Source organism: Thermostichus sp. MS-CIW-38, assembly GCF_054058415.1.
Genome location: NZ_JBSSAH010000003.1, coordinates 117,486 through 140,729, shown reverse-complemented (window position 1 = coordinate 140,729; position 23,244 = coordinate 117,486). Strand labels below are relative to the sequence as shown.

General features: G+C 58.2%; 18 protein-coding genes, 1 tRNA gene and 2 pseudogenes. 10 read left to right on the top strand and 11 right to left on the bottom strand.

All coding sequences use genetic code 11. The features are described 5' to 3' along the window. Positions 1–172 (top strand): annotated as a pseudogene (locus ACVWXZ_RS02265) (IS5-like element ISSoc13 family transposase); the annotation flags it as partial. Positions 173–434: 262 nt separating this feature from the next. Continuing rightward, positions 435–1,286 (top strand): ribosome biogenesis GTPase YlqF, encoded by an 852-nt coding sequence (gene ylqF / locus ACVWXZ_RS02260; protein ID WP_414343260.1) that lies wholly within the window; start codon positions 435–437, stop codon positions 1,284–1,286. Positions 1,287–1,376: 90 nt separating this feature from the next. Here ylqF and ACVWXZ_RS02255 read toward each other — a convergent pair whose 3' ends face one another. Further along, entirely contained in the window at positions 1,377–2,465 is a 1,089-nt protein-coding gene (locus tag ACVWXZ_RS02255; RefSeq protein WP_457402269.1) for a radical SAM/SPASM domain-containing protein, read from the bottom strand. A gap of 114 nt (positions 2,466–2,579) precedes the next feature. Between ACVWXZ_RS02255 and ACVWXZ_RS02250 the strand changes: the two genes are divergently transcribed. The 4 genes from ACVWXZ_RS02250 to ACVWXZ_RS02235 all read left to right on the top strand — a co-directional run bounded on the left by ACVWXZ_RS02250 (position 2,580) and on the right by ACVWXZ_RS02235 (position 7,239). After that, positions 2,580–2,945: an NAD(P)H-quinone oxidoreductase subunit M gene (locus tag ACVWXZ_RS02250; RefSeq protein WP_011432289.1), complete on the top strand. Its 366-nt coding sequence runs from the start codon at positions 2,580–2,582 to the stop codon at positions 2,943–2,945. 80 nt (positions 2,946–3,025) lie between these two features. Then, on the top strand, positions 3,026–3,451 hold the full coding sequence (locus ACVWXZ_RS02245; protein ID WP_414330231.1) for a DUF2996 domain-containing protein: 426 nt from the start codon (positions 3,026–3,028) through the stop codon (positions 3,449–3,451). Positions 3,452–3,996: 545 nt separating this feature from the next. Then, positions 3,997–5,472, top strand: a complete 1,476-nt coding sequence (gene glgA, locus ACVWXZ_RS02240) for a glycogen synthase GlgA (RefSeq protein WP_457482089.1) — start codon at positions 3,997–3,999, stop codon at positions 5,470–5,472. 159 nt (positions 5,473–5,631) lie between these two features. Then, the gene (locus ACVWXZ_RS02235) at positions 5,632–7,239 is read left to right on the top strand and encodes a glycoside hydrolase family 57 protein (RefSeq protein WP_414330234.1); all 1,608 of its coding nucleotides are present in this window, start codon (positions 5,632–5,634) and stop codon (positions 7,237–7,239) included. Positions 7,240–7,594: 355 nt separating this feature from the next. Here ACVWXZ_RS02235 and ilvB read toward each other — a convergent pair. Further along, a pseudogene (gene ilvB / locus ACVWXZ_RS02230) lies at positions 7,595–9,394 on the bottom strand (biosynthetic-type acetolactate synthase large subunit); the annotation flags it as partial. Positions 9,395–9,606: 212 nt separating this feature from the next. Here ilvB and ACVWXZ_RS02225 point away from each other — a divergent pair. Beyond that, positions 9,607–11,184 carry a phospholipid carrier-dependent glycosyltransferase gene (locus tag ACVWXZ_RS02225; RefSeq protein WP_457402273.1) on the top strand — a complete coding sequence of 526 codons (1,578 nt, stop codon included), beginning with the start codon at positions 9,607–9,609 and terminating at the stop codon, positions 11,182–11,184. A 109-nt stretch (positions 11,185–11,293) separates the two neighbouring features. Continuing rightward, on the top strand, positions 11,294–12,358 hold the full coding sequence (locus ACVWXZ_RS02220) for a Gfo/Idh/MocA family protein (RefSeq protein ID WP_011432295.1): 1,065 nt from the start codon (positions 11,294–11,296) through the stop codon (positions 12,356–12,358). Between the two features lie 339 nt (positions 12,359–12,697). Here the strand turns inward: ACVWXZ_RS02220 and ACVWXZ_RS02215 are convergent, their stop codons facing one another. Together ACVWXZ_RS02215 and ACVWXZ_RS02210 are read right to left on the bottom strand one after the other, a co-directional pair. Then, positions 12,698–12,925, bottom strand: coding sequence for a Uma2 family endonuclease (locus ACVWXZ_RS02215; protein WP_457402275.1), 228 nt, complete (start codon positions 12,923–12,925; stop codon positions 12,698–12,700). Positions 12,926–12,957: 32 nt separating this feature from the next. Next, on the bottom strand, positions 12,958–14,676 hold the full coding sequence (locus tag ACVWXZ_RS02210) for a transglutaminase domain-containing protein (RefSeq protein ID WP_457482088.1): 1,719 nt from the start codon (positions 14,674–14,676) through the stop codon (positions 12,958–12,960). Between the two features lie 342 nt (positions 14,677–15,018). On the opposite strand from ACVWXZ_RS02210, the gene ACVWXZ_RS02205 reads away from it, so the two are divergent. Continuing rightward, entirely contained in the window at positions 15,019–15,876 is an 858-nt protein-coding gene (locus ACVWXZ_RS02205) for a sulfite exporter TauE/SafE family protein (RefSeq protein ID WP_457482087.1), read from the top strand. Between the two features lie 54 nt (positions 15,877–15,930). Here the strand turns inward: ACVWXZ_RS02205 and pheA are convergent, their stop codons facing one another. The 4 genes from pheA to sppA all read right to left on the bottom strand — a co-directional run bounded on the left by pheA (position 15,931) and on the right by sppA (position 19,839). Then, positions 15,931–16,917 (bottom strand): prephenate dehydratase, encoded by a 987-nt coding sequence (pheA, locus tag ACVWXZ_RS02200; protein WP_457482086.1) that lies wholly within the window; start codon positions 16,915–16,917, stop codon positions 15,931–15,933. A 13-nt stretch (positions 16,918–16,930) separates the two neighbouring features. Then, positions 16,931–17,299: a late competence development ComFB family protein gene (locus ACVWXZ_RS02195; RefSeq protein WP_414400741.1), complete on the bottom strand. Its 369-nt coding sequence runs from the start codon at positions 17,297–17,299 to the stop codon at positions 16,931–16,933. A gap of 183 nt (positions 17,300–17,482) precedes the next feature. Further along, a complete protein-coding gene (gene alr / locus ACVWXZ_RS02190; RefSeq protein ID WP_414417395.1) occupies positions 17,483–18,757 on the bottom strand; it encodes an alanine racemase in 1,275 nt (424 codons plus the stop codon). 44 nt (positions 18,758–18,801) lie between these two features. Next, on the bottom strand, positions 18,802–19,839 hold the full coding sequence (gene sppA, locus ACVWXZ_RS02185; RefSeq protein ID WP_457397924.1) for a signal peptide peptidase SppA: 1,038 nt from the start codon (positions 19,837–19,839) through the stop codon (positions 18,802–18,804). 253 nt (positions 19,840–20,092) lie between these two features. Here sppA and ACVWXZ_RS02180 point away from each other — a divergent pair. Next, a tRNA-Ala gene (locus ACVWXZ_RS02180) sits at positions 20,093–20,165 on the top strand. A 461-nt stretch (positions 20,166–20,626) separates the two neighbouring features. Here the strand turns inward: ACVWXZ_RS02180 and ACVWXZ_RS02175 are convergent. From ACVWXZ_RS02175 to ACVWXZ_RS02165, 3 genes are all read right to left on the bottom strand, one after another. Next, on the bottom strand, positions 20,627–20,884 hold the full coding sequence (locus ACVWXZ_RS02175) for a hypothetical protein (protein ID WP_414330173.1): 258 nt from the start codon (positions 20,882–20,884) through the stop codon (positions 20,627–20,629). A gap of 147 nt (positions 20,885–21,031) precedes the next feature. Next, positions 21,032–22,024 carry a heme o synthase gene (locus tag ACVWXZ_RS02170; protein WP_457406848.1) on the bottom strand — a complete coding sequence of 331 codons (993 nt, stop codon included), beginning with the start codon at positions 22,022–22,024 and terminating at the stop codon, positions 21,032–21,034. Positions 22,025–22,077: 53 nt separating this feature from the next. Continuing rightward, entirely contained in the window at positions 22,078–23,010 is a 933-nt protein-coding gene (locus ACVWXZ_RS02165; RefSeq protein WP_457402288.1) for a COX15/CtaA family protein, read from the bottom strand. Positions 23,011–23,244: the final 234 nt, after the last annotated feature.

Genomic DNA, 23,244 nt, shown 5'->3' with positions numbered 1-23,244 from the left:
TAGAAAGACGCAGCGGCATTATGACAAGCATCTGTATCAAGAGAGGCATTTAATCGAATGCTTTTTTCATAAGTTAAAGCAGTACCGGCATCTATGTTCTCGTTTTGACAAATTGGCCAGGAACTTCTTGAGTTTTCTCTATCTCGTCAGTGCTCTCTTTTGGCTCAAATGAAAGATCAACACAACCTAAAAAGATAATGGTATAGCATGCAGGGATCCATGTATCCCGACGCTAACCCTGCGGGTAGAGCGCGGGGCTTGTTGCCCCCGCACCCCCGTTGGTTAAACATTAGGTTGCCCAGGAAAGGGATCCCAGCGGCACTCACGTTGTATTATTGGCTACTTCAGCCGGCAGGTCGAGCCTCTTTTGGGGAATCGGGCTAGATTGGATCCCACTGTTGATTTCTGCTGTCCACTTCTAGGGTTCTGGCGGCATGAGTTCTCCGGCCATCCAGTGGTATCCCGGCCATATTGCCAAGGCAATTGGCCAGTTGCGGGAAGAGTTGCAGCGGGTGGATGCAGTCATCGAGGTGTTGGATGCGCGGATCCCGTTGGCCAGTCGTCATCCTGAGCTGGGCCGGTGGCTGGGGGAAAAACCTCGCCTCCTGGCTCTGAACAGGGCGGACTGCATTGAGGCTGGGGATCTGAAAGCTTGGCAGGAGTATTTTTTACGGCAAGGGATCCCTGTCTATCCCACCAATGGCCGCTCAGGAGAAGGGGTGAATCGCCTCAAGCAGGCGGTCTTGCAACTGGGGCAATCGGTCAATATGCGGCGTCAACAGCGGGGAATGCGACCGCGGGCCGTTCGGGCGGTGGTGGTGGGCTTTCCCAATGTGGGCAAATCTGCTTTGCTGAATCGACTGTTGGGGCGGCGGGCAGCTGAGAGCGCAGCACGTCCTGGGGTGACGCGGCAACTGCGGTGGGTGCGGCTGGGGGGAGAGTTGGATCTGTTGGACTCGCCGGGCATCCTACCGCCCTCTCTGCCGGATCAACAGGCGGCCTCTCTATTGGCCATCTGCGATGACATCGGCGAAGCGGCCTACGATCCCGAACGGGTGGCGGCCCACTTTTTGGATCAAGTGCTGAGGGTGCAGCCCCAAGCCGGATCTCTCTTGCAAAAGCGCTACGGTTGGCCGGATCCGATCCCTCCCGGTGGTGCCGCAGTGCAGGAGTTGGCCGAGCGGCGGTATCAAGGGGATCCCCAGCGGGCGGCACGGCAAGTTCTCAACGACTACCGCAAGGGCTTGCTGGGGCCGCTGGCCTTGGAACTCCCTCCCAAGGCTTGAGCCCCTTAGAAGAAATCACGAAAGAAAGTCACGTTGTTGCTATGGGCAGGGAAACCGCTGCTGTGGGGCGTTGACTTTTCCCGAAACTGTCTACAATTGTCCCCAACCGGGATCCAGCCTCTGTTTCCAAGGCCGATACACCTTGAAGTAGACAACGGAACCCACTTGTCTGGCCAAGGCTTTGATGCAAGTGTCTCCACCCATACAGCGCTGGCAAACGGGATGGTTCACCTGCAGACGATTGAACCCCCGCCGCAGCGCACAGGCCGGTTGGCCCCGCAAAATCTCGGCCAGGGATCCCCCCAGCGTCACTTGCCCCAGCGGGATTTGCCCTTCATAGTCCTTGCAACAGGGCACCACCGTGCCGTCGTAGAGGATCCCCGCCTGACCGGAAGCGCCATTGCAGTATCCCCAGCGAGCTGGGATTACCCGGTCTGTCTCCACGTTGCCCCAACTGTCCAAGGGAAACGTTTCCAAAACCAAGCGGGGATGGATGCGGATCTGCTGCCAGCGGCCCGGTCGGTAAGTAGCAATCTGGGCTTCTACCCAATCGAGAGCCGGTGCATCCGGGATCCCTTGCAAAGCTCGTCTGGCCCAAGCCGAGAGCTGAGCGCGCATCTGCTGTGCAGAATCGATCACCGAAAGAGCCTTATGCGGCACCAAAAACGGGTGGGGGCTAGTATCCAGGAATTTGAGATGCACCTGCGTAGGGCTGGAGGAGCGCAAGTGCACCTGCAGAAATTGGGTAATCCCAGCAAAGTAGCGCTCCGGCGTGAGGCGGGGAGGTGCTCTGCGAATGCTGAAGGTGACTGGATCGGGAGTTTGCAGGGAAATGGTTAGCTTAGCAAAGGGGCTGCGGTTCAGCTTTTCAATGTGCTCCGGCCAGAGGGCAAAGGTGCTGCCGTTGCTGGTCAGGTGCAGGCGAAGGCCAAGCTCAGCGGCCCTGCGAATACCCTCGAAAAGGTATGGGTAGAGCAGCGGCTCCCCCATCAGGTGAAAAGCCATCACGCGGGCCAGCCCTGTTGCCGCTACTTCCTCCAAAATCTGCTCCAGCAGAGCGGGCTCCATGTGCCCCCGCCGCCGTTGCATGATCCCATCTGGACAAAACTCGCACTTAAAGTTGCAAACGTTGGTCACCTCTATGTGCAGGCGTTCCAGTTGGGGAATAACAGCAGACATTAACAGCAGACATAGAGAGGGCCGGAACAAGTCGAGGGCAAATAGCGGATCCCCCACAAGCGCTAGGTAGTGATACGCTGTTTATCAGGTTAGATCCGGAGCGGAGCCATCGCAATGCTGAAATGCACCACTCGCCACGTCCACATTTTTGCCGGTGAAGTTACTGCAGACAACAACTTCGTGCCCCGCGACGACCTGTTTACCCTCGATGTGGATCCGGACAACGAGCTGGTCTGGACTGATGCTGCCCTGCAAAAGGTCTATGCCCGTTTCGAAGAGTTGGTGGAAGAATACCGGGGGCGAGACTTGACCGAGTACAATATCCGCCGCATTGGGTCTGACCTGGAACATTTCATCCGATCCCTGCTCAAGCAAGGGGAGATTGCCTACAACCTGCAGGGGCGTGCCCCCAACTTCAGCATGGGCTTTCCCCAGATCCCTGCTGAAGAAATTGTCGGCCAATATATCCCCAAGGGCTAGCTCTTTGCCGGTTCTGGACAGAGTTTTTGATTGTTCTGCATCTAAGGCTTTTACCCATCTGATTGTTGGAGTGTTTCCCCATGTCTGGAGAACCCACCCCCGAGGCCGCTGCTGCCGAGAAACCCGCTGAAGCTGCCAAGCCTGCTGCTGAGGATTCCCCCAAAGCCGCTGCGAAAAAAGTTGCTAAGGAAGAAAAGCCCTTCGAGCAACAAATCACGGAAGAGGTGATCCCGGCGGCCATTGCGGCTTTTCAAAAGCGCGGGGTCAACGATCTGGAGCTGCGCCTAGAAGGCAAGACGCTGGTCGGCGCGTTTGCAGGAGGCAAGAAGCAGTTCAGCGTGCTGTTTGCTGAGGGATCCTTGAATGGCCGCAAGTTCTTCCGCTGTACCACCGAAGGATCCCCGGCCAGCACCATCGAGTCTTTTATGATCGACGAGCGGCGCGTGGATGTCAACCTATTCGTGTTTTATTTGGTGCAGCGCCTTTACGCTCAGCAGTGGTATTGAGTTCGCGTGACCTTGAAGGATCCCTGGCTACCCCTAGCCGGAGAGAGTAAGCCTGCTCGCAAGAGACGAAGGGAGGTGCAGCCGGCTGCAGTTACCGTAAAGCCAGGATCCATCCGGCCATGTTCTTTGGCATGCCCACGATCCCAGAACGGGCACCTTGGCTGCCGCCTTCCCGGAAGATGAGCTGCGCACTTGGCTCGAAGAACGGTACCGCCCCAGCGGGATCAGCCGTTCATAGTCGCGCTTCAGGTTAGGGTGAGAGGCCTGGGCTACTGATCGCGCCAGCGGGACGGAGTCCTTGAAAAGCCTTCTAGCCCCGTGCATTCAACGTTTCTAGTTTGAATCGAAATACCCATAATTGCCCAGAGGGCTGCTCCCGTAGATCAGGTTCCCCGGCAAACGGCGCAGCTGGGGCTCGAACCCGGTCAGCCCAGAGGTTGTTCCCCAGTGCAGGGATCCCTTGCCATTGGGAGGGATGTTCTGTCGAGGCCAAAAAGATTATCGTTTGTAAAGAAAGCTAAGGCGGTGCTACGGGAGGTCTCGAAATGTACATCGTGCAGATTGCGTCTGAATGCGCCCCGGTTATCAAGGCGGGGGGACTGGGGGATGTGGTGTACGGCCTCAGCCGCGAGCTGGAGGTGCGGGGCCACTGTGTCGAGCTGGTTTTGCCCAAGTACGACACGATGCGCTACGACCAGATCTGGGGTTTGCACGACGCCTATCGCGATCTCTGGGTGCCCTGGTACGGGGGAGCCATTCACTGCTCGGTGTACTGCGGCTGGGTGCATGGCCGCCTTTGCTTTTTTATTGAGCCTCACTCAGGAGACAACTTCTTTAATCGCGGGTGTTATTACGGCTGCCCGGATGACAACATGCGTTTTGCTTTTTTCAGCAAGGCGGCTCTAGAGTTTCTCCTACAAAGCAACAAGCGCCCCGACATCATCCATTGCCACGACTGGCAGACAGGGTTGGTACCGGTGCTGCTGTTCGAGATTTACAAGTACCACGGCATGGCAAATCAGCGGGTGTGCTACACCATTCACAACTTCAAACACCAAGGCTTTGGCGGCCCAGAGATTCTTTGGGCTACCGGCCTCAACCGCGAACCCTACTACTTCCACTACGACCGTTTGCGCGATAACTTCAACCCCTTTTCTCTCAACTTTATGAAGGGGGGAATTGTTTTTTCCAACTTTGTCACTACGGTCTCTCCCAATCACGCGCTGGAGGTGCAATTTGGCGACTACGGCTATGGACTTGGCCATACCCTCTACTTGCACCGGCACAAGTTTCGCGGCGTTTTGAATGGCATCGATTACGACATTTGGAACCCGGAGATCGACCGCTTTATCCCCGTGCGCTACACTGCTCAAACGCTGGAAAATAAAGCTAAAAACAAAAAAGCTCTGCGGGATCGGCTGCTACTGCAGGATGTTGACAAGCCTATCGTGGCCTATATCGGGCGATTGGACGAGCAAAAGGGCGTGCATTTGGTGCATCATGCCATCTACCGCTCCCTGTTCAAAAATGCCCAATTTGTTCTGCTGGGATCCGCTACGGAGCGAGGGATCGGCGCTTGGTTTGCCCACGAGAAAAGCTACCTCAACAACAACCCCGATGTTCACCTCGAACTGGGCTTTAACGAAGAACTCTCTCACCTGATCTATGCCGGCGCGGATGTGATCGTGGTGCCCAGCCACTACGAACCCTGTGGACTCACTCAGATGATTGGCTTGAAGTATGGCACAGTTCCGGTGGTGAGAGGAGTGGGCGGCCTGGTGGATACCGTCTTCGACCGCGACTACGATCCCCACAAATTGCCCGAGCAACGCAACGGCTACGTCTTTTATCACACAGATCCAGCTGCTTTGGAGTCGGCTCTGGATCGGGCCATCGACCTTTGGTACACCGCTCCTGACCAGTTCCGTCAACTGCAGATTCAAGGCATGAGCTACGACTACTCCTGGAACTATCCTGGCAAGGAGTATCTGGAGATCTACGACTTCATTCGTCACCGCTGAGCCCAACAGCGATCCCCAGCGATCCCAGCTCTTGACCCCAAGGACGAAATGCTGGACGATAGGTAGCAATCTTGGGCTTAACCTTCTCTACAGATTTGCTGCTGAGAAGGGCAAGTCTGCTCCGTTATCTTTCCCTGTCTGTAAGGATCCCCGGCTGCCATGGGTTATCTCGCCTTGGTACTCCACGCGCACCTGCCGTTTGTGCGCCACCCTGAGCAAGACTTTGTGCTGGAGGAAGAATGGCTCTACGAAGCCATCACGGAGACCTATGTGCCGCTGCTGCACATGTTCGAGGGGCTACAGCGAGATGGCATCGACTTTCGCTTCACCATGTCCCTGACGCCGCCCTTGGTGTCGATGCTGCGGGATCCCTTGCTGCAGGAGCGCTACGACCACTACCTAACCAAATTGGAAGAGCTGGCCCAGCTGGAGTACGACAAAAACGCCACCAACGGCCACATTCGCTACCTGGCGGAGCACTACATCAAGCAGTTTGCCATGGTGCGGGATCTCTGGGAGCGCTACGACCGGGATCTGGTGCGAGCTTTTAAGCAGTTTCAAGACAGCGGCAACCTGGAGATCATCACCTGTGGGGCTACCCACGGCTACCTGCCCTTGATGCAGATGTACCCGCAGGCAGTCTGGGCGCAGTTGATTGTAGCTTGTGAGCACTACAACGAGCACTTTGGCCAATGGCCGCGGGGGATCTGGCTGCCGGAATGCGCCTACTACCAAGGGCTGGAGCGGATGATTGCCGATGCCGGCCTGCGCTACATGATCACCGACGCCCATGGTCTTCTCTACGCCAAGCCCCGGCCTCGTTACGGCATGTACGCCCCCATTTTTACCGAGACCGGCGTCGCCGTTTTCGGGCGGGATCACGAGTCTTCGCAGCAGGTGTGGTCGGCAGAGGTGGGCTATCCAGGGGATCCGGTTTACCGCGAGTTCTACAAAGACCTAGGGTATGAGGCCGACTACGAGTACATCAAGCCTTACATCATGCCCAACGGCCAGCGGAAAAACACCGGCATCAAGTACCACCGCATCACCGGGCGCAACCTGGACCTGGGGCAAAAGCAGCTTTACGACCCCTATTGGGCGCGGGAGAAAGCGGCAGAGCATGCGGGCAACTTTATGTTCAACCGCCAGCGGCAAATCGAATATTTGTACAGCGTCATGGGCCGCCCGCCGCTGGTGGTGGCCCCCTACGATGCGGAGTTGTTCGGCCACTGGTGGTACGAGGGCCCTTGGTTTTTGGATTTTCTCATCCGCAAGAGCTACTTCGACCAAAACACCTACCGCATGACTCACCTGGCGGAGTACCTGCGGGAGAACCCCACCCAGCAGGTGTGCAAACCTGCCCAGTCCAGTTGGGGGGCGCGCGGCTTCCACGAGTACTGGCTCAACCCCACCAACGCCTGGATCTACCCCCACCTGCACAAGGCCACCGAGCGGATGATCGAGCTGAGCCGTCGCGAGCCTGCCGATGACCTAGAATGGCGGGCCTTGAACCAGGCGGCGCGAGAATTGCTACTGGCTCAATCGTCTGACTGGGCTTTCATCATGCGCACGGGGACGATGGTTCCCTACGCGGTGCGCCGCACCAAGTCCCATCTGCTGCGCTTCAACCACCTCTACGAGAAGATCAAAGAGGGTCAGTTTCGGCGAGAAAAAGCCACCCCTGAAGAGGAGCAGTGGCTGGCCAAGGTGGAATATATGGACAACATCTTCCCCAATATCAACTACCGGGTTTACCGACCCCTGTGACATACTCCCATCGCTGACCCTACAGGTACAGCGTGGGCTTCGCGCTTCATCGGGGAGCCTTCGCAAGAACCCTCCACGCGCAGACACGGAATGCCCTACCGCGTAGTTGTACCAGATTCCGGCAACGCCGTTTTGTACAACTACTCCCATCATACACCATGTGGGGGTATCTGTATCCCGACACTGATGCTACGGTTACAGTGCGGGGCTTAGCTACCCCACGCCCCCACAAGCTAAGCAGTGTTGATCCCAACTCTCCTCTCCCTTTGGGAGAAGGGCTGGGGGTGAGGGTCAGGAGTCGGCAGAGAGAGCTTGGGATCCCGCCTTCCCCAGCCGAATGGTCAGGCCGTCGGTTCTAGAGCTTGGTGCCGCACTCGGCGCAAAACTTGTGCAGGGTGGGGTTTTTGGTGCCGCAATTGGGGCAGTAGATCAGCTCGGCGGCTTGTTCCAGTTGCCGCTTCTCCGGCAGCCCGATCATCTGATAGTTAGCTTTGCCGGCAGGCACCATCGGGTAGCAGTTTTCGTCCCGCTTGACCACAAAGTCGGCCACTACCGGCCCCTCGTGCTTGAGGATCTCCTGGATGGCATCTTCCAGTTGATCGGGGTGATCGACGCGGATCCCTTTTACCCCAAAAGCCTCGGCTAGCTTGACAAAATCCGGCATTCCGGGAGACATATCCGAGTGGGAGTAGCGCTCGCCGTGGAAGGCCTGCTGCCACTGCCGCACCATGCCCTGCCAGCCGTTGTTGATGATGGCCACTTTGGTGGCAATGCCGTACTGAGCCACTGTGCCCAGCTCTTGCATGTTCATCTGGAAGCTGGCATCGCCACTGATGCAGATGACTTCTTCGTGAGGCAGGGCTACCTTGACTCCCATCGCCGCGGGGAACCCGTAGCCCATGGTGCCCAGCCCAGAACTGGAGATCCATTGGCGCGGCCCGTTGCGCAGAAACTGCGCCGCCCACATCTGATGCTGGCCAACATCGGTGGTGTAGTAGGCGTGGGGAGCATGACGACGAAAGGCATCGATCACCTGTTGGGGGGCAATCACGCCTTCGTAGCTGGGCACCTGCAGGGGATAGTCCCGCTTCCAGCGCTCGATCCGATCCAGCCAAGCCTGAGTTAGGCCTGGAGTAGAGGGCATTTTGCTCAGTTGGGCCAACATCTCCACCAGAACGGTGCGCACATCCCCCACAATCGGCACATCCGGCGCACGGTTTTTGCCCACCTCGGCTGGGTCGATGTCGATGTGAATGACTTTGGCGTGCTTGGCAAATTCGTCCAGCTTGCCGGTTACGCGGTCGTCAAAGCGGGCCCCCACCGCAATGAGCAGGTCGCACTCGGTGACGGCGAAGTTGGCATAGGCCGTGCCGTGCATGCCCAGCATCCCCACCGACAGGGGATCGTTCTCATCGAAAGCCCCTTTGCCCATGAGGGTGGTGGTCACCGGGATCCGATAGGTGTGGGCCAGCTCGGCAATTTCGGCGTGGGCACCGGAGATGATCGCCCCACCTCCCACATACAGCAAGGGCCGCTTGGCCTGCAGGATCAGCTTGGCCGCTGTGTGGATTTGCCGTGGGTTGCCACGCACGGTGGGCTTGTAGCCGGGGATGTTGATCTCGCTGACGGGTTGATAGTCAAACTCTTCCAGGCCCACATCTTTGGGGATGTCGATCAGCACCGGCCCGGGCCGCCCTGTCCCGGCAATGTGAAAAGCCTCTGCCACGATCCGAGACATTTGGCGCGGATCCCGTACCACGTAGGAGTGCTTGACAATGGGCAGGGTGATGCCAAAGATGTCCGTCTCCTGGAAGCCGTCGGTGCCAATCAGATGGCGAGGTACCTGCCCAGTGATGACCACCATGGGTACAGAGTCCATCATGGCGTTGGCGATGCCCGTCACCAGGTTGGTCGCCCCTGGGCCAGAGGTAGCAAAACACACCCCCACCTTGCCAGTGGCGCGAGCATATCCGTCGGCGGCGTGGGCAGCCGCTTGTTCGTGGCGTACCAGGTAATGTTTGAGCAGCCCCTGAGACTCGGCTTTGTACAGCTCGTCGTAGATGGGGAGGATGGCTCCCCCCGGATAGCCAAAGATGTGTTGCACCCCATGCCGGTGCAGGCTGTCCACCAACGCATATCCACCAGTCGCCACGGTGTCTCCTCCCCACTGAGATGACCGAACGTCAAACGCCCGCTCTCAGGAGCGCCAGCGCAGACAGGGTAGTGGCCAGAAGTTGGCCAACTTTGTATTCAATTCTACAGTCTAGCAGTGGTTTGCTTTGGAATCGCTTAGGCTTTCACGGTCGGCTAAAGTAACACTGGGGATCCCTAGGGATCCTGGCCGGATGTGTTGAAGGTGCCCCATCCATGATTGGAGAGCCAACCCCCATTGACCCCGGGCCGGAGCGGTCTCAGGGCAGCTTGCTGCTGTCTGTGCCCATCCTCGGATCCCCGCACAGCGCTGTGGGATCCCGACAGTGGCTGGTATGGGGAGCGCTGGGGATCTTTCTGGTGGGTCTGGGGTTGCGCCTGTGGCGGCTGGACGAGTTCCCGGCACCTGTGTTCGATGAGGTGTACTTCCCGGAGTTTGCCCAGAACTACCTGGATGGCAAGCCTTTTTACGATGTGCATCCCCCCCTGGGAAAGTACTTCATTGCCCTCAGCATTCGGGTGTTTGGCCGCAACGAGTGGGGATTCCGCTTCGCCACTGCTTTTTGCGGATCCCTGATCCCTCTGTTGCTGACCGGTTTAGCCTACCGCCTCACCTACCACGTGGGCTTTGCTCTGTTGAGCGGGGTTTTGCTGCTGACCGATGGGGTGTTTCTGGTGGAATCCCGCTTTGGCCTGATCAACGTGTATCTGGTAGCCTTTGGGCTGGCAGCGACCATTCTGTTGCTCAGAGGTCTAGAAGACCAAGGTTGGCGACGGGCTGCTCACTTTGCTTGCTCCGGGATCCTGTTGGGGGCGGCAGCTTCGGTGAAGTGGAATGGCCTCTGGTTTGCCTTCATGTTTGCTCTGTTGGGGATCCTCGTCTGGGGGGTGGTCTGGCTGCGCCCGCAGTGGATCCCACGGTTGGGCATTTTGAGCCAGATTCGTCATCTGCGCTGGTGGCACTATGCGTTCTGCTTCATCCTCGCTCCGCTGGCCTTTTACGCCATTCAGTGGATCCCGCACCTGCAGCTGAATCCCCAACAGGGACTAACTCTGGATTGGAGCTGGACGGGCATCCAGAATTATTTCCGATCCCTGGTACTCATCAACCAATCCATCTACGGCGGCCACATGGCAGCCCACCTGGTGGTGAACGAAGAGACCCCTGTTCACCCCTACTGCTCCACCAGCTTGCGATCCCTGGTGGCTTGGTTCCCGGCTTTGCGTCCTTGGCTGACCACCCCCTTGGCCTCGGCAGGAGCTTGGTCCTGGCCAATTCTGGGCCGCCCCGTGGCCTACTACTTCAGCAGTCAGGGCAACCTCTGGCAAGCTGTTCATGGCGTGGGCAATCCTTGGCTGTGGTGGCTGGGGACGGGATCCATCTTGGTGCTCGTCTGGCGAGGGATCCGCCACTTTCACGGTCTCGAAGCCTTCATTTTGATTGGCTATGCGGCCAATTACCTGCCTTGGTTTAGGGTCAGCCGCTGCGTTTTTATCTACCACTACATGAGCGCTCTGGCGTTTAGCACCCTAGCCCTGGCTTGGTTGGTGCTGCTGGGCTGGCAGAGCTATCGCCGCTTTTGGCGCGGGGCGAGCATCACGGCGGTGGCCTTGGTTTTGGCGTCCTTTGTCTTCTTTTTCCCCGTTTGGCTTGGCCTGCCCCTCAGTCCAAGCGGATTCTACGCCCGCATGTGGTTTCGCTCTAGCCCGGTGCCGCTGTTCTGTTTCAGCCCCCAATCCTGCCAACAGCCCCCGCTGCACCTGCCGCCCATCCCCGGCTTGAACTGGATCTAAGGGAGGCATGGTAAGCTTTGTGAAGTTTGTTTCGTGAAATGCGGCGCTCCGTTACCGAAAGATGGAGCGAGGTTCGCGAAACCCTTGTGGTGGAGGTAGTGGAAACGTCATGGCCCGATCTTGCCCGAGTTCTGCCAACTCTCCCCGCCGTCCACTGGCTTATTCAGAGCAAGCTGTCCCGGTTGGGGTGATCGGGGTAGGCAACATGGGCCAGCACCACACCCGCGTTTTCAGCCTGATGAAGGATGTGCGGGTCGTGGGGGTAGCGGATATCAACGTGGAACGGGGATTGGATGTGGCCAGCCGCCACCGCGTTCATTTCTATGAGGACTACCGCGATCTGCTGCCCCATGTAGCTGCCGTGGCCATTGCCGTGCCGACGGTTCTGCACCACGAGGTGGGTATGGCCTGCCTGGAGGCCGGGGTACATGTGCTGATCGAAAAGCCCATCGCTGCCAGCATCAGCGAAGCAGAATCGCTGGTGAACCGAGCTGCCGATTGCAATTGTATTTTGCAGGTGGGGCACATCGAGCGCTTCAGCCCTGTTTTCCAAAAGCTGGGCCAAGTCTTGCAAAGTGAAGAACCTCTGGCTTTTGAGGCTCACCGTCTCAGCCCCTATTCCGACCGCGCCAGCGATGTGTCGGTGGTATTCGACTTGATGATCCACGACATCGACCTATTGCTGGAGCTGATCCCATCTCCCGTGACCCAGATTACCGCCAGCGGCAACCGCATCTCCAAGCTGGGCTACCTGGACTACGTCACGGCTACTCTCACTTTTGCCAACGGTGCCATCGCCACCCTCACTGCCAGCAAGGTCACCCACCGCAAGGTGCGCAAAATTGCCGTCCACTGCAAGAATGCCTTGGTAGAAGCAGATTTTCTACACAATGAGATCTCGGTGTACCGCCAGGGATCCGTCGGCAGCACCAGCGACTACGGCCAAATGCCCTACCAGCGGGATTGTTTGATTGAGAAAGTCCACACCGACAATATCGACAAGCTGCATGCCGAACTGGAGCACTTCATCAATTGCGTGCGGGGGGGCAACCAACCTTCTGTGGGTGGGGAACAGGCCCTGAAAGCATTGAGGCTGGCCTCGGAGGTAGAGCGGATTGCTTTGGATGGATGTGCCTGGAGCGAAGCCAAGCCCCGCCGTAGTCTCCTATCCTAGTCTTTAACGCAAGCCCCAGATGGGGGCAGAGCCCTGTTGTTGGCCCATAGCCATTCCAGCATCAGGCTGGGGAAGAAAAAGCGACATTCGCGCCCGCGGAGTGCAGCTCTATTGACAGCTCCCCATTCGGGTGGCAGCTTTTCGAGCGAGCAATGGGGCTCCCACCAGACTCAGGCAAGAGGTGGCATCCACAGCTGTGAAATCGGGCACGCAAGCCCCGGCAGCAACGGCGAGTCCAATTCGAGTCCAATTCATCTTTCCCAAGCAAGTTTTGATCAACACCAACTGCCTTTGCTGACGCCGGTAGACTTCCACTTGTTGCTGTTGCCAGTCCACCACTCAATACTCCTGTAGCCCAAGCCGACTGTAAAGCTTGAGCTTAGTTTGCTTATCTTGGCCAATATTGCGAGCTCCAGGGCTCAGCACTTCTACCGCCGATTCTGGGGCACTGTGGAGTTTGCCATCCGCCCCTAACGCTGTTCTCAGTCGAGAGCGGCTTACCCACACCACATCAGGAGCCACATCGTCATCTTCGGCAAAAATCACTCCCGGAGCAGTGTTGGCCAATCTCAGGCCCGTTTTCTCACTCTATTCGCCTTTCAAATTTCTTCTAAGATGCGAAACTGCACATGGTTAATGGCCAGCTCCCCAATTGAGGCTTGGTCGGTGTTGATCGTCTCGAAAGGGATCCCTTTGGCGATCTCGGCATGGGTCCAGGGCAGGCCCATGAAGTAGCGCTGCGAGTAGGGGCGCTCCCCCCGATCGTCGGGGTTCGACTCCATCGGCACCCAACCCCAGCCGGGCAGATAAAACTCAATCCACACGTGGTTGTACTGGGGAAACAGCGGGATCCCTTTCAGTTCTGGATGGGGAGGACATTTGTAGCGCCCCACCGTGCGGCAAGGGATTCCATTGAGGCGGGCCAAAGCCAACAGCACCCCCACATATTCGCCACAAGAACCGGAGCCACGCCGCAAAACCTCATCCGGCGGATCGATGCGAGAGGTGACCCGGTAGGAGAGCTTGTCGTAAACATAGGCCCGGATATTGAGCATTTTGCGCAGCAAGTTGGTCTCGCTGCCGACGGCCCGCCGCGCTGCCTCTCGGACAATCGAGGTGTCCATGGCCAGGTAGTCATCGTCCACCAAGTAGCGATCCCGTAGGTCTGGGGGCACGACGGCATCTTCTACATCCAGCGGATCGATGCAGTACTTGATACTGTAGAGATCCAACACCGCCCGCCAGCCAAACAAGCGCACCTCATGGGCCCCCAGGGATCCCAGCGAAAACACTGCCACCTGTTGGCCAGATTGCTCTTCCACTTCAAACGGCAGACCTACCCAGTGCAGGCTGCGCACCCGTTGGCGAAGGCTGTTGCAGGGCAAGGCAATTCGCCAGACCAAATCGGGCAGGAAGCGCGGCTCTTCTTGGGCAATTTCTTCCACATAGGTCAGCTCCACCCGATAGCCGTGGGAGAGGGTGTAGGTGGCGCGTTCCCCCAGACACTGGGGCTGAAAAACTACCGGACAGGCAATGGGGGAATCCTCGGCCTCGGTTCCACTGCCGCCAGAGGGGTTGGGGGAGCTAGGGGGATCCAAAGGCCGCAGGCGTAGGGGGGCCACCCAGGTTTTATCGCGCAGGGCCACCGACAAGGGATCTGGAGCGTTGGGGTTGTCGTGGATGTAGGCTTCTTCGTGGGCATAGGCCACCCAGAGTTGCCCCCGCCAATGGGCCAAGCCTGTTGGCCCAGGAGAAGGGGTGAGGATACGGGCCAGTTCTCGCCCGGTCTGGCGCTCCAGCACATAGATCGTCTCTTCCACCCGATCGCTCACCCAGAGGTAGTCTCCCTGCACCGCAATCTGTTCTCGGCCAACCCCAGGGGCAGGCATCTCCTGCACAATAAGGCCACGGCTGGGATCCAGTTGCAGGATTTTTTCCCGTCGGTAGCAGGTGGCATAGAGGTAGCGGTTTCCCGTGTGGGGATCGCTCCAGAGGGCGATCCCTTCGATAGGGTAGGGGCACCTACACACTGGAAAGGCTTCCAGGGATCCCGGTTGCTGCAGAGCGGACATGGGAATGCGCAAGATTTGCCCCTCTTGCTCCCGACTGAGCCAAATCCACGCTTGATCCCCTTCTGACTCTACCCACAAACCGTAAGCGCCTTGGAAAGAATGGACATGATGGGGATTGAGCAGCAGGGTGTTGTGCTCTTGAATTTCCACCAAATAGCCCCTCACCCGATCCAAGCCCAACAGGCGATCTCCCCAGGTGGCCAAACCTTCCAAAGCAACCAGCCCCAGAGGTTGCAGAGGGGCCACAGTTCCCTGTTGCCGCCCAGATGGAGGCCACCAAGCAGGCTGGGATCCTCTTGCCGTGGAACCCGGATTTTTCAGAGCACCCAGATCATTTGCCGGATGGATGGCAACCATGAAGGCTTCCTTGCCTATGGATGAAGTTGACATGCTGGCGCGATCTGCACCAAGGCGGTACGACTGTCCAATATTTACCGTCCAACATTATTATGATGCGCCTCTTTTCAACCCCACACCCAAGGCTTCTCGACCGATGTATCCCTGCTAGTCTTGCCAGGACTGGAGAATGTTACGATGATGGCGGCTTTTTGGCCAGCAAGATAGAGCAGCGGTGGGGAGTGGTAGGGGATGGAGTTGGCCTTGGCAATTGGCGGCCTGGTGGCAGGGATCCTAGCCGGGGTTCTGGGCATTGGCGGTGGAACGATCCTGGTGCCCTTACAGGTCAGCTTGGGGATCCCACCGGTTCAAGCTGCAGCCACCAGCAATCTTTCCATTGTTATGACCTCGATTGCGGGCAGCATCCAAAACTGGCGGATGGGCATGCTTGATTTGAAACGGGTGATCCTGCTGGGGATCCCAGCGTTGCTTACGGCTCAAGTAGGAGCAATTATCGCCAGTCGCCTTCCCAGCTATCTGCTGTTGGCAGCGTTTGGAGTGTTGCTGCTGGCCAACACTTACCTGGTGCAACTCAACAAAAAGGTGGTTATCCAGGCCCAAGAATTGGGGGCTGACGTCAGCGATGCCGAGCACCTCAGCGGGACGGAGTCCTCAGGGCAGATGTCTCCCTGGTTAGCCCGCGCCCTGACCGGTGGCGCTGCCGGTTTGTTGGCCGGGCTGTTTGGCATCGGCGGTGGGGTGATCCTGGTGCCAATGCAGATCCTGCTGCTGAAAGAGACAATCAAAGTGGCGATTCAGACCAGTCTGGGGGCCATTGTGATCACAGCAGTTGCTGCCACTGCCAGCCATGCGGGCCTCAGCGATTGGATCTGGAATGGCCTGGGGTTCGGGGACGGCACCATCCACCAGAATGTGCTCTGGATCCCAGGTTTAATCTTGGGCACAGGGGGGTTAATCGGTGTACAGATTAGCACACGCACCCTGCCCAAATTGCCCGATGAAACCGTCAGTCTGTTGTTTCGGGGCTTCCTGGCCATTCTTTCTCTTTACATTTTTTGGCAAGCCTGGCAAGGTTATCGAGCTCTGTGAAGTGATCCTGGTCTGCCTGAGCGCTCAAGACAGCAGTCCTTGGTCATTTCGATTCTACGTTGGACGCGCTTTCCCCTCAGAGGGCAGGGCTTTTGCTACTTGGGATAGATCCCCTTGTTTGCAGAGGTCATGCACAGGGTAGCTGCCGAAGAGCTTCAAGGTTTCAGCAATTGATTCCAGCGCCGCAACCACCTCGGCATCCAGATAGGGCTGGCCAACAGGATTCTCCAGATCGACAAAAAAGACATAAGTCCCTGCCGATTTTTTGGTGGGGCGCGACTCAATGCGAGACATATTCAGGCCTCGCTCCGCAAACACTTGCAGAGGTTTCAGCAGCGCTCCCGGCACGTTGTGGGGGAGGCTGAAGGCCAAGGAAGTATGGGATCCCCCCGGAGAAGCAGGATCGGCAGAGGTTTCACCCTGTTGACCGGAACGCGAGAGCGGCGCACGGCCAATAACCCAAAAGCGAGTGCAATTGTCGGGGTGATCGTTGATCGGGCAGGCCAAGACCGGCAGTTGGTAGAGGGTGGCAGCTCGTTCTGAGGCGATGACGGCAGCGCTGGGCTGCTCCTGCAGGCGATCCAATTCTTCGGTGGTCGAGCGGGTTGGGATCAAAGTGGCCTGGGGCAGATGGGATCTCAGCCAAGCCTGACATTGGGCCAAAGCTTGCGGGTGGGAGTAGACCTGCTCAATTTGCTCCAACCGCGAGGCACGTCCGATGAGGGCATGGCGAATGGGCAGGATCAGCGCCTGCCGGATCCCTAGCCCCTCCAGTTGCCAGAGGGCGTCTAAGGTCATCGAGACCCCCCCCTCCACCGAGTTTTCCACCGGCACCACCGCCCATTGTTGCTGGCCGGCAGCTACCGCCTCTAGACAGGCGCTGATCGTTGGATAAGGCACTAAGGGGTGGGATCCCTGGCTGTGCAGGTGAGGCTGCTCAGGGCAGGCCAGCAAAGCTGCCAACTCTGTGTAGGTTCCAGCAGGGCCAAGAAAGGCCACCGGCGAAGGGGAAACGTTCGCGCCAGCGGAGCGCAGCTCCATCAGAGCCATTCCTTCAATTGTCGCTAGGGGCCAGCTCTAACTCTATCGCCTCGACGTCGCGCGGCAGCAAAGGACATTCAGGTTCTGGGCAACGGGGATTGGCCGCCACCTTGTCCATGGCCTTCACCACCTCCAACCGGATCAGCCTCTGCAACTCCTGATCCGCTTGAATGGCTTCTAAAGTTCGGAGAGAGCCGTGAAAACTGGTGGCGTATCGAGGCTGGAGGTTGTTCAAAGCCAGGGCGGCAGCATCGTTACAGAATTTCTCGCAGAAGCAGTAGCGCTGTTGACTCTCCATCAGCAGGATTTCATTGACCATCTCCAGAACAGCCCGTTCCATTTGATTTTCCAGGCTCTTCAGAGGCTTATGTTGCTCCGCCATCGCTACCTCCCAATGGGAACCGAATCCGCCGCCAAGTCACTGTTTTCAGTGATCAGGAGTGCCCTCGATTACCTTCGATGCTGCTCTACTCTCTGTTGACACGTCAAGTCAAGCCCTCTGCTGCCGACGCGAACAGCCTCTGGCCCGCTCCTATCCGTGCTTGAGGCAATCCAATCTGTCGTGTCAGGCATCATCAAAACCCAGAGAATTAACCAACACTCTTGGCAGACGGGCAGAAAGTCCACACAGCAACTCATAGGAAATAGTACCCAACTGATCGGCCCAATCCTGCACAGATAAACCCGCATTTGCCAGATTGGGGCCCAGCAGCTCCACCACATCCCCCACCTGGATATCCGGCCTCTCGGTTACATCCCACATACATTGATCCATCGTGATTGTGCCCACCTGTTGGATCAAGCCGCCGCGCACCCATCCTCGCAGCCAGCCGGAAAGCCGCCGTGGGATCCCATCCGCATAGCCGATGGCCAGAGTGGCAATGCGACTGGGGCGAGAGGTGATGTAGCGATGCCCATAGCTCACGCCAGTTTGAGCAGGCACAGTTTGGATGTGGGACAGCCGCGCCTTGAGCCGCAGAATTGGCTGCAGACCTGGCACCGGCAAGTGGGGGGCAGGGGACAGGCCATAGAGGACCAACCCCAAACGCACACGGGAGTAGTGGAGATGGGTTAAAGCACCGGCTGAGTTATCCAGATGCAGCGCCGGTAAGGGATCCCCGGCTTGGCGGATCTGTTCCACCACCTGGGCAAAGCGGGCGTGCTGCTGTTCCATGACTGGAGAATGGGGCTCGTCCGCCGTCGCCAAATGGGAAAACAAGCTACAGCCTTCCAGCTCCGGGATCCGACAAATCTGCCCCCACACGGCTGCAGCTTCCTTCCAGGGGATCCCCAAACGGGTCATACCCGTATCCACATTGACATGCACCGGGACGGGGCGCCCGGCCCAACGGGCTACCTGGCGCATCAGCGGGATTTGGTCTGTGCAGGTGAGGCTGACCTCCAGCCGGGCTGCCATGGCCTGCTGTAGCTCCGCCCAAGTATTCAAAGCTCCCAACACCAGAACCGGAGCCTGCAGCCCCGTTTGCCGCAACTCGATCCCTTCGGCCAGGGTGGCCACACATAGCCCCTTGGCCCCAGCCGCAACAGCCACGGGAGCCACCAACTGCGCCCCATGCCCGTAGGCATTGGCCTTCACCACCGCCCAGATCTCGACGTTTGAGCCTAGGCGCCTCTGCAACAGCCGCAGGTTTTCTCGCAGCTGGGCTGCGTCAATTTCCACCCAAGCCCGACTGGTCAACAGCTCCAGGTCGATGGCCCAATCCAGCTCCGCCAAGGAATTGGCCTTCTGGGATCCCTCTCTCCAAGTATTGCCCTGCACTCCCAGAGCAGCTGCTCTCAAAGTGCCCTGCGCCGCCGGCGCGACCGGTTCTCGATTCACCGTTCACCCCCCACACCCAAAACCCGTCCTGATTAGATTTAGGTTTAGCGCAAAGTCCACTCCGGCGCCATCCACAGCAACGGCACGTCTGGGATCCCAACAGCCTCGTTGCTCTCCAACAGCCGGCCCAGCCAAGCGGCTTGCCTTTGCGAGGACAGTCCTTGGCTTAACAGGCGTCGCAGTACTCGTTGGAAGCCCTCTCCCTCACCCGCCGGCGACAAAGAGGGATCCCCGGTCATGCGCCGCAGATCCTCCACCGCTTCGGTGTAGCCCCCCAAAGCATCCACCAAGCCCACCTCCACAGCCTGTGCCCCGGTGAAGATGCGCCCATCGGCCAACTGTCGCACCCGGGCTTCATCCAAGCTCTGCCGCCGCGCGATCATCTCCGCCTCCAGCACCTCATCTGCCTTCTCTGGCAAGTGCTGGCGTCCTTGGGCCACATCGCGAATGAACTGCTCGAGGGTATCCTCCACCAAGTTTTGCAGAAGGCGCTGCTCTTGAGGAGTGGCACTGCGGAAAGGAGAGAGAAGGTCTTTGTACTCGCCGGTTTTGAAGGTCTGCGGCTCTATGCCGTAGTTCTCCAGCAGCTTACCAAAGCTGAGGCCGCTGATGATAACCCCTATGCTGCCGGTCAGGGTGCCGGGGTTGGCATAGATTTTGTCGGCAGCGCTGGCCACGTAGTACCCCCCACTGGCAGCAATGTTTTCTAGGATAGCGATCACCGGCTTGTCCGCCTCGTGCAGAGCAGTTACGGCACGGTAGAGTTCCTGGCTGGATCCCACAGCTCCGCCGGGACTGTTGATGCGCAGCAATACAGCCTTGACAGAGGGATCCCGTGCTGCCTCCCGCAACTGTTCCACAGGAGAAGTGGGCAGGCCTACCAAAGTCGAACCCCCTGGGCCGCCTATCGTTCCTTCCAGGGTGACCACCTCGATGCGCTCCGCCCCCCGTGCAGCCTCTAGGCCAACCCCGCCTCGGGTAGGCTCTGGGGCAGGGCGCGTGCCCCCGACAATGGCCGCAATAAGGCAGACGACCAGCAAAGAAGCCGCCAAAATGCGGTTAAGCTGAGTTTCTTGTGTCACAGGCCCCTCAATTGCCACTGACTCCGTTCTACCACCCCGCGGGCTTCTCGCAACGTCTGACACCAAAAGGCTGAGAACCAAGCAAACTCCTCATCTCGGTTGAGCCATCCAAGCTATTGACAAGGATCCTCCACTTATTTACGATCAGGTTCCAGCGTTTTTTACCGCTGAGGCATCTTCTGCAGGTTGCCAGTGTAAGCTGGAGTAGAGGGTAGGATCCTTGAGCGGGATTCTGGCTCGAAGCCAAGTGATTGGGGCTTTAGCTCAGTTGGTAGAGCACTTCAATGGCATTGAAGGGGTCAGCGGTTCAAGTCCGCTAAGCTCCATCCCCAGAGGGCCGATAGCAGTCGTGGCTTCTATTACCATCTATTTCTACTGCTTGCGCTAGCGGGCCGGAGGCCTTAGCAGGAAGCAAGCGGTTGTTTGTTTCACCTTGACGGTGAGATAAGTGACTATGCGTTGCGAAACGGTTCAGCAACATCTCCCCAAGCCCAGACAGTCCTATCCAGCAAGGCTTCTGGGCTTCTTAAGTGTCCACAAAGGCTCGGCAAAATCTACCCCCAACTCCTCTCCTGTAAGGCGGCCTTCCCTCACCTCCGGCTTCTCTCCCCCTGGGAGAGGGGAGTTAGGGATCGACGCAGCAAGCCGTTTCATTGCTGTTTGAAATAATGAAAGTATTCTGCTTGGGAGCAAACCTTAGGCAGCAAGGGATCCTCCGCTGTTTTCACCCTTTCCACGGAGAGGATCCTGACCTATCTCAGGGGCTTCCACCAGGCGATTTCCCAACTCACGCTTGCCCCTCTCCCTGACGGCGGATTAAGAAGCGGATTTCCTGAAGGAGAACCTCAAAGCGTTGATCCGACTCGGCCTGCCGCTGCCGCAATTCTCGCACTTCCTGCCTTAACTCCAGGACGACTTCGGCGAGACGCCCTGAAAGGGTCTGCAAGGCAAGCTGAGCATCGGTAACCTGGGCAACTGTATTGGCCACCCTGGTCACAGCTTCGGCCAACTGGACAAACCGCGTCTCAATTTCCTCATTGGTCATGGCCGGGTGTGTCTTGCTTGGCTAATGATTAGCTGATTCTACCCTGCACGGTATGGAGTGTCACTCTCTGAGAATGGGCCGCAATTTTGAGGAAAAACCGGCTGGCCAACGGGGGTTATCAACCCAGGGATCCCCCATTCGCGCAAGTCAGCTGGCCAGCGCTATGAGGGTGGTGTAAATCCCTTGGAGGGACGCAGTGGCCTGGCTCCAGAGGATGTGGGTTAACGACCACCTATCCAGACCCATGGCCCCGCACAACAGCAGCAGATACAGGTTGGCAAACGTGAAGAGCGAGGCCGCCCGATCTCGGTCGCAGGGATCCTGCAGCAACTGCACCGCCTTCCAAACCAAGAGGGATCCCAGCAGCGCCGCCGCGCTCAGATAAAAGGATCCCAGCATTCCCAATGGGTAAACCAGCAACAGGCTGACCGGAACCATCAGCAGCGCGTAGAGCAAAATCTGCGCGGCAGTGATCCTTTCGCCCGCGACCACCGGCAGCATCGGCACCCCCGCGCGAGCGTAGTCTTCCCGCTTCAGAATGGCCAAAGCCCAGAAGTGGGGTGGAGTCCACAAAAAGATGATGGCGAACATCACCCACGCGGCCCAGCTGAGCTCGCCTGTGGTTGCTGCCCAGCCCACCAAAGGCGGGATGGCTCCTGCCGCTCCACCGATGACGATGTTCTGCGTGCTGGAACGCTTCAGCCAGTGGGTATAGACCCCCACATACACCAGGATCCCCGACATGGCCAAACCGGCAGCCAGCAGGTTGGTGAAAATAGCCAACAACCCAAAGGCAGCCAAAGCCAGGATCCCCGAAAAAATCAGAGCATCCCGCGCCCGGATTCGACCGGAAGGCAGGGGACGATGGCGGGTTCTCTCCATCATCCGATCGATATCGGTGTCATACACCATGTTGATGACGTTGGCTGCCGCCGCCGCCATTCCTCCCCCCAAAAGGGTGATGAAAAACCTGAACGGGTCGGTGTTGCCTGCCATCCACATGGCCCCAGCCGTCGTCATCAGCAAGAGGGCGATGATCTTGGGCTTCACCAACTGGCTGTAGCTGCGCAAAACCTGGACAAGCGCCTGGCGCTCGCACCCCAGAGCACATGGGCTCTGCTCAGAGGGGATCCCCCCCATCGGGTTCTGGTAGGAAGCCTGACGGTCGACTAAAACGCTATCTTGCATGAAATTCACTCACCGGTCATTTCTGCGGTCATGGCCATCCACTGGCCTTCTTCCCCCTGGGTTCGCATTCGCCAGGCCAGCACCGTAAAACCCAGCAGACAGGCCAGCAAAGCTGCCCCCATCATCTGATGGGCCACCGTTAGGGGTTCTACCTGCAGCCGGTAATGATAGGTCAAAACACCGATCCCCACCTGGGCCAACAGCAGGCCAACAGACCCATGGCCCAAGAACTTGAGAAGGCGGGGGATCCGCTTGCGCCGCAGCCCGGTGGCCACCGCTACCGCCAACACCCCAAGGGTGGCCGGAGCAACCCCCAGCAAGTGGCTATTCATCACCCAGCACAGCTCGCCGGCAGCAAAGCATTGATGCAAAGCCCATTGGGAGGCCACCAAGGCGCCCAGAAGGCTCTGGACATACACCAGCAGCACCGCCCCCAAGCCCAGCCAAGGCAAGTAGCCGACGGAAAATGGCCCTTCACCCAGTCGCAGCGGCAGGATGGAGTCCTTAGAACCGGCTTTTGTCCAGATCAGTAATCCCAGGGTGAGCAAAGTGGCAAAAAACAGCAGGCCCGTGCCCAAGTGGGCCGTCACAATATCAAAGCGCAGCAGCTCCGTGACCGTCAGCCCACCCAGGATCCCTTGCGTCAAGACCAGAACAAAAGCCCAGCTCAAACCCCAGGGCAGCCAAGTGGGCAATGCCTGACGCTTCAGCCAAGCAAACCCCATTAGAACCAAGGTAGCCAAGCCTACCCCAGAAGCCACCATGCGGTGAAACCATTCCAAAAAGACTTGTAGGTTCATCTGCTGGCTGGGCACAATTGCCCCGTAGCAAAGGGGCCAATCTGGACAGGACAGCCCAGCATTCATGACGCGGGTGGCACTGCCTAACCCCATCAGCAGCCAAGTGGCCAATGCTAACCCCAGTAGGGCTTGTCCCATACGCAGGGAAAGCTTGTCTGAGAGCACAGGATTCCGCTGGGAAGAAGGTTGGGATTGATGAAAGATCGAAGAATCCATTGCAGTTGAAGGCATAGCAAAGACTGGGCTGACGGCTCGAGCATCTGCACTGAAAAAGAGGCTGGGCTAAAAAAGCCTAGCCGGCTTGGTATCGGGCCATCTGGAAACAAAGACGCAGGTTACTCGCTGACTATTCCTCGAAGCCAATCCTAAATG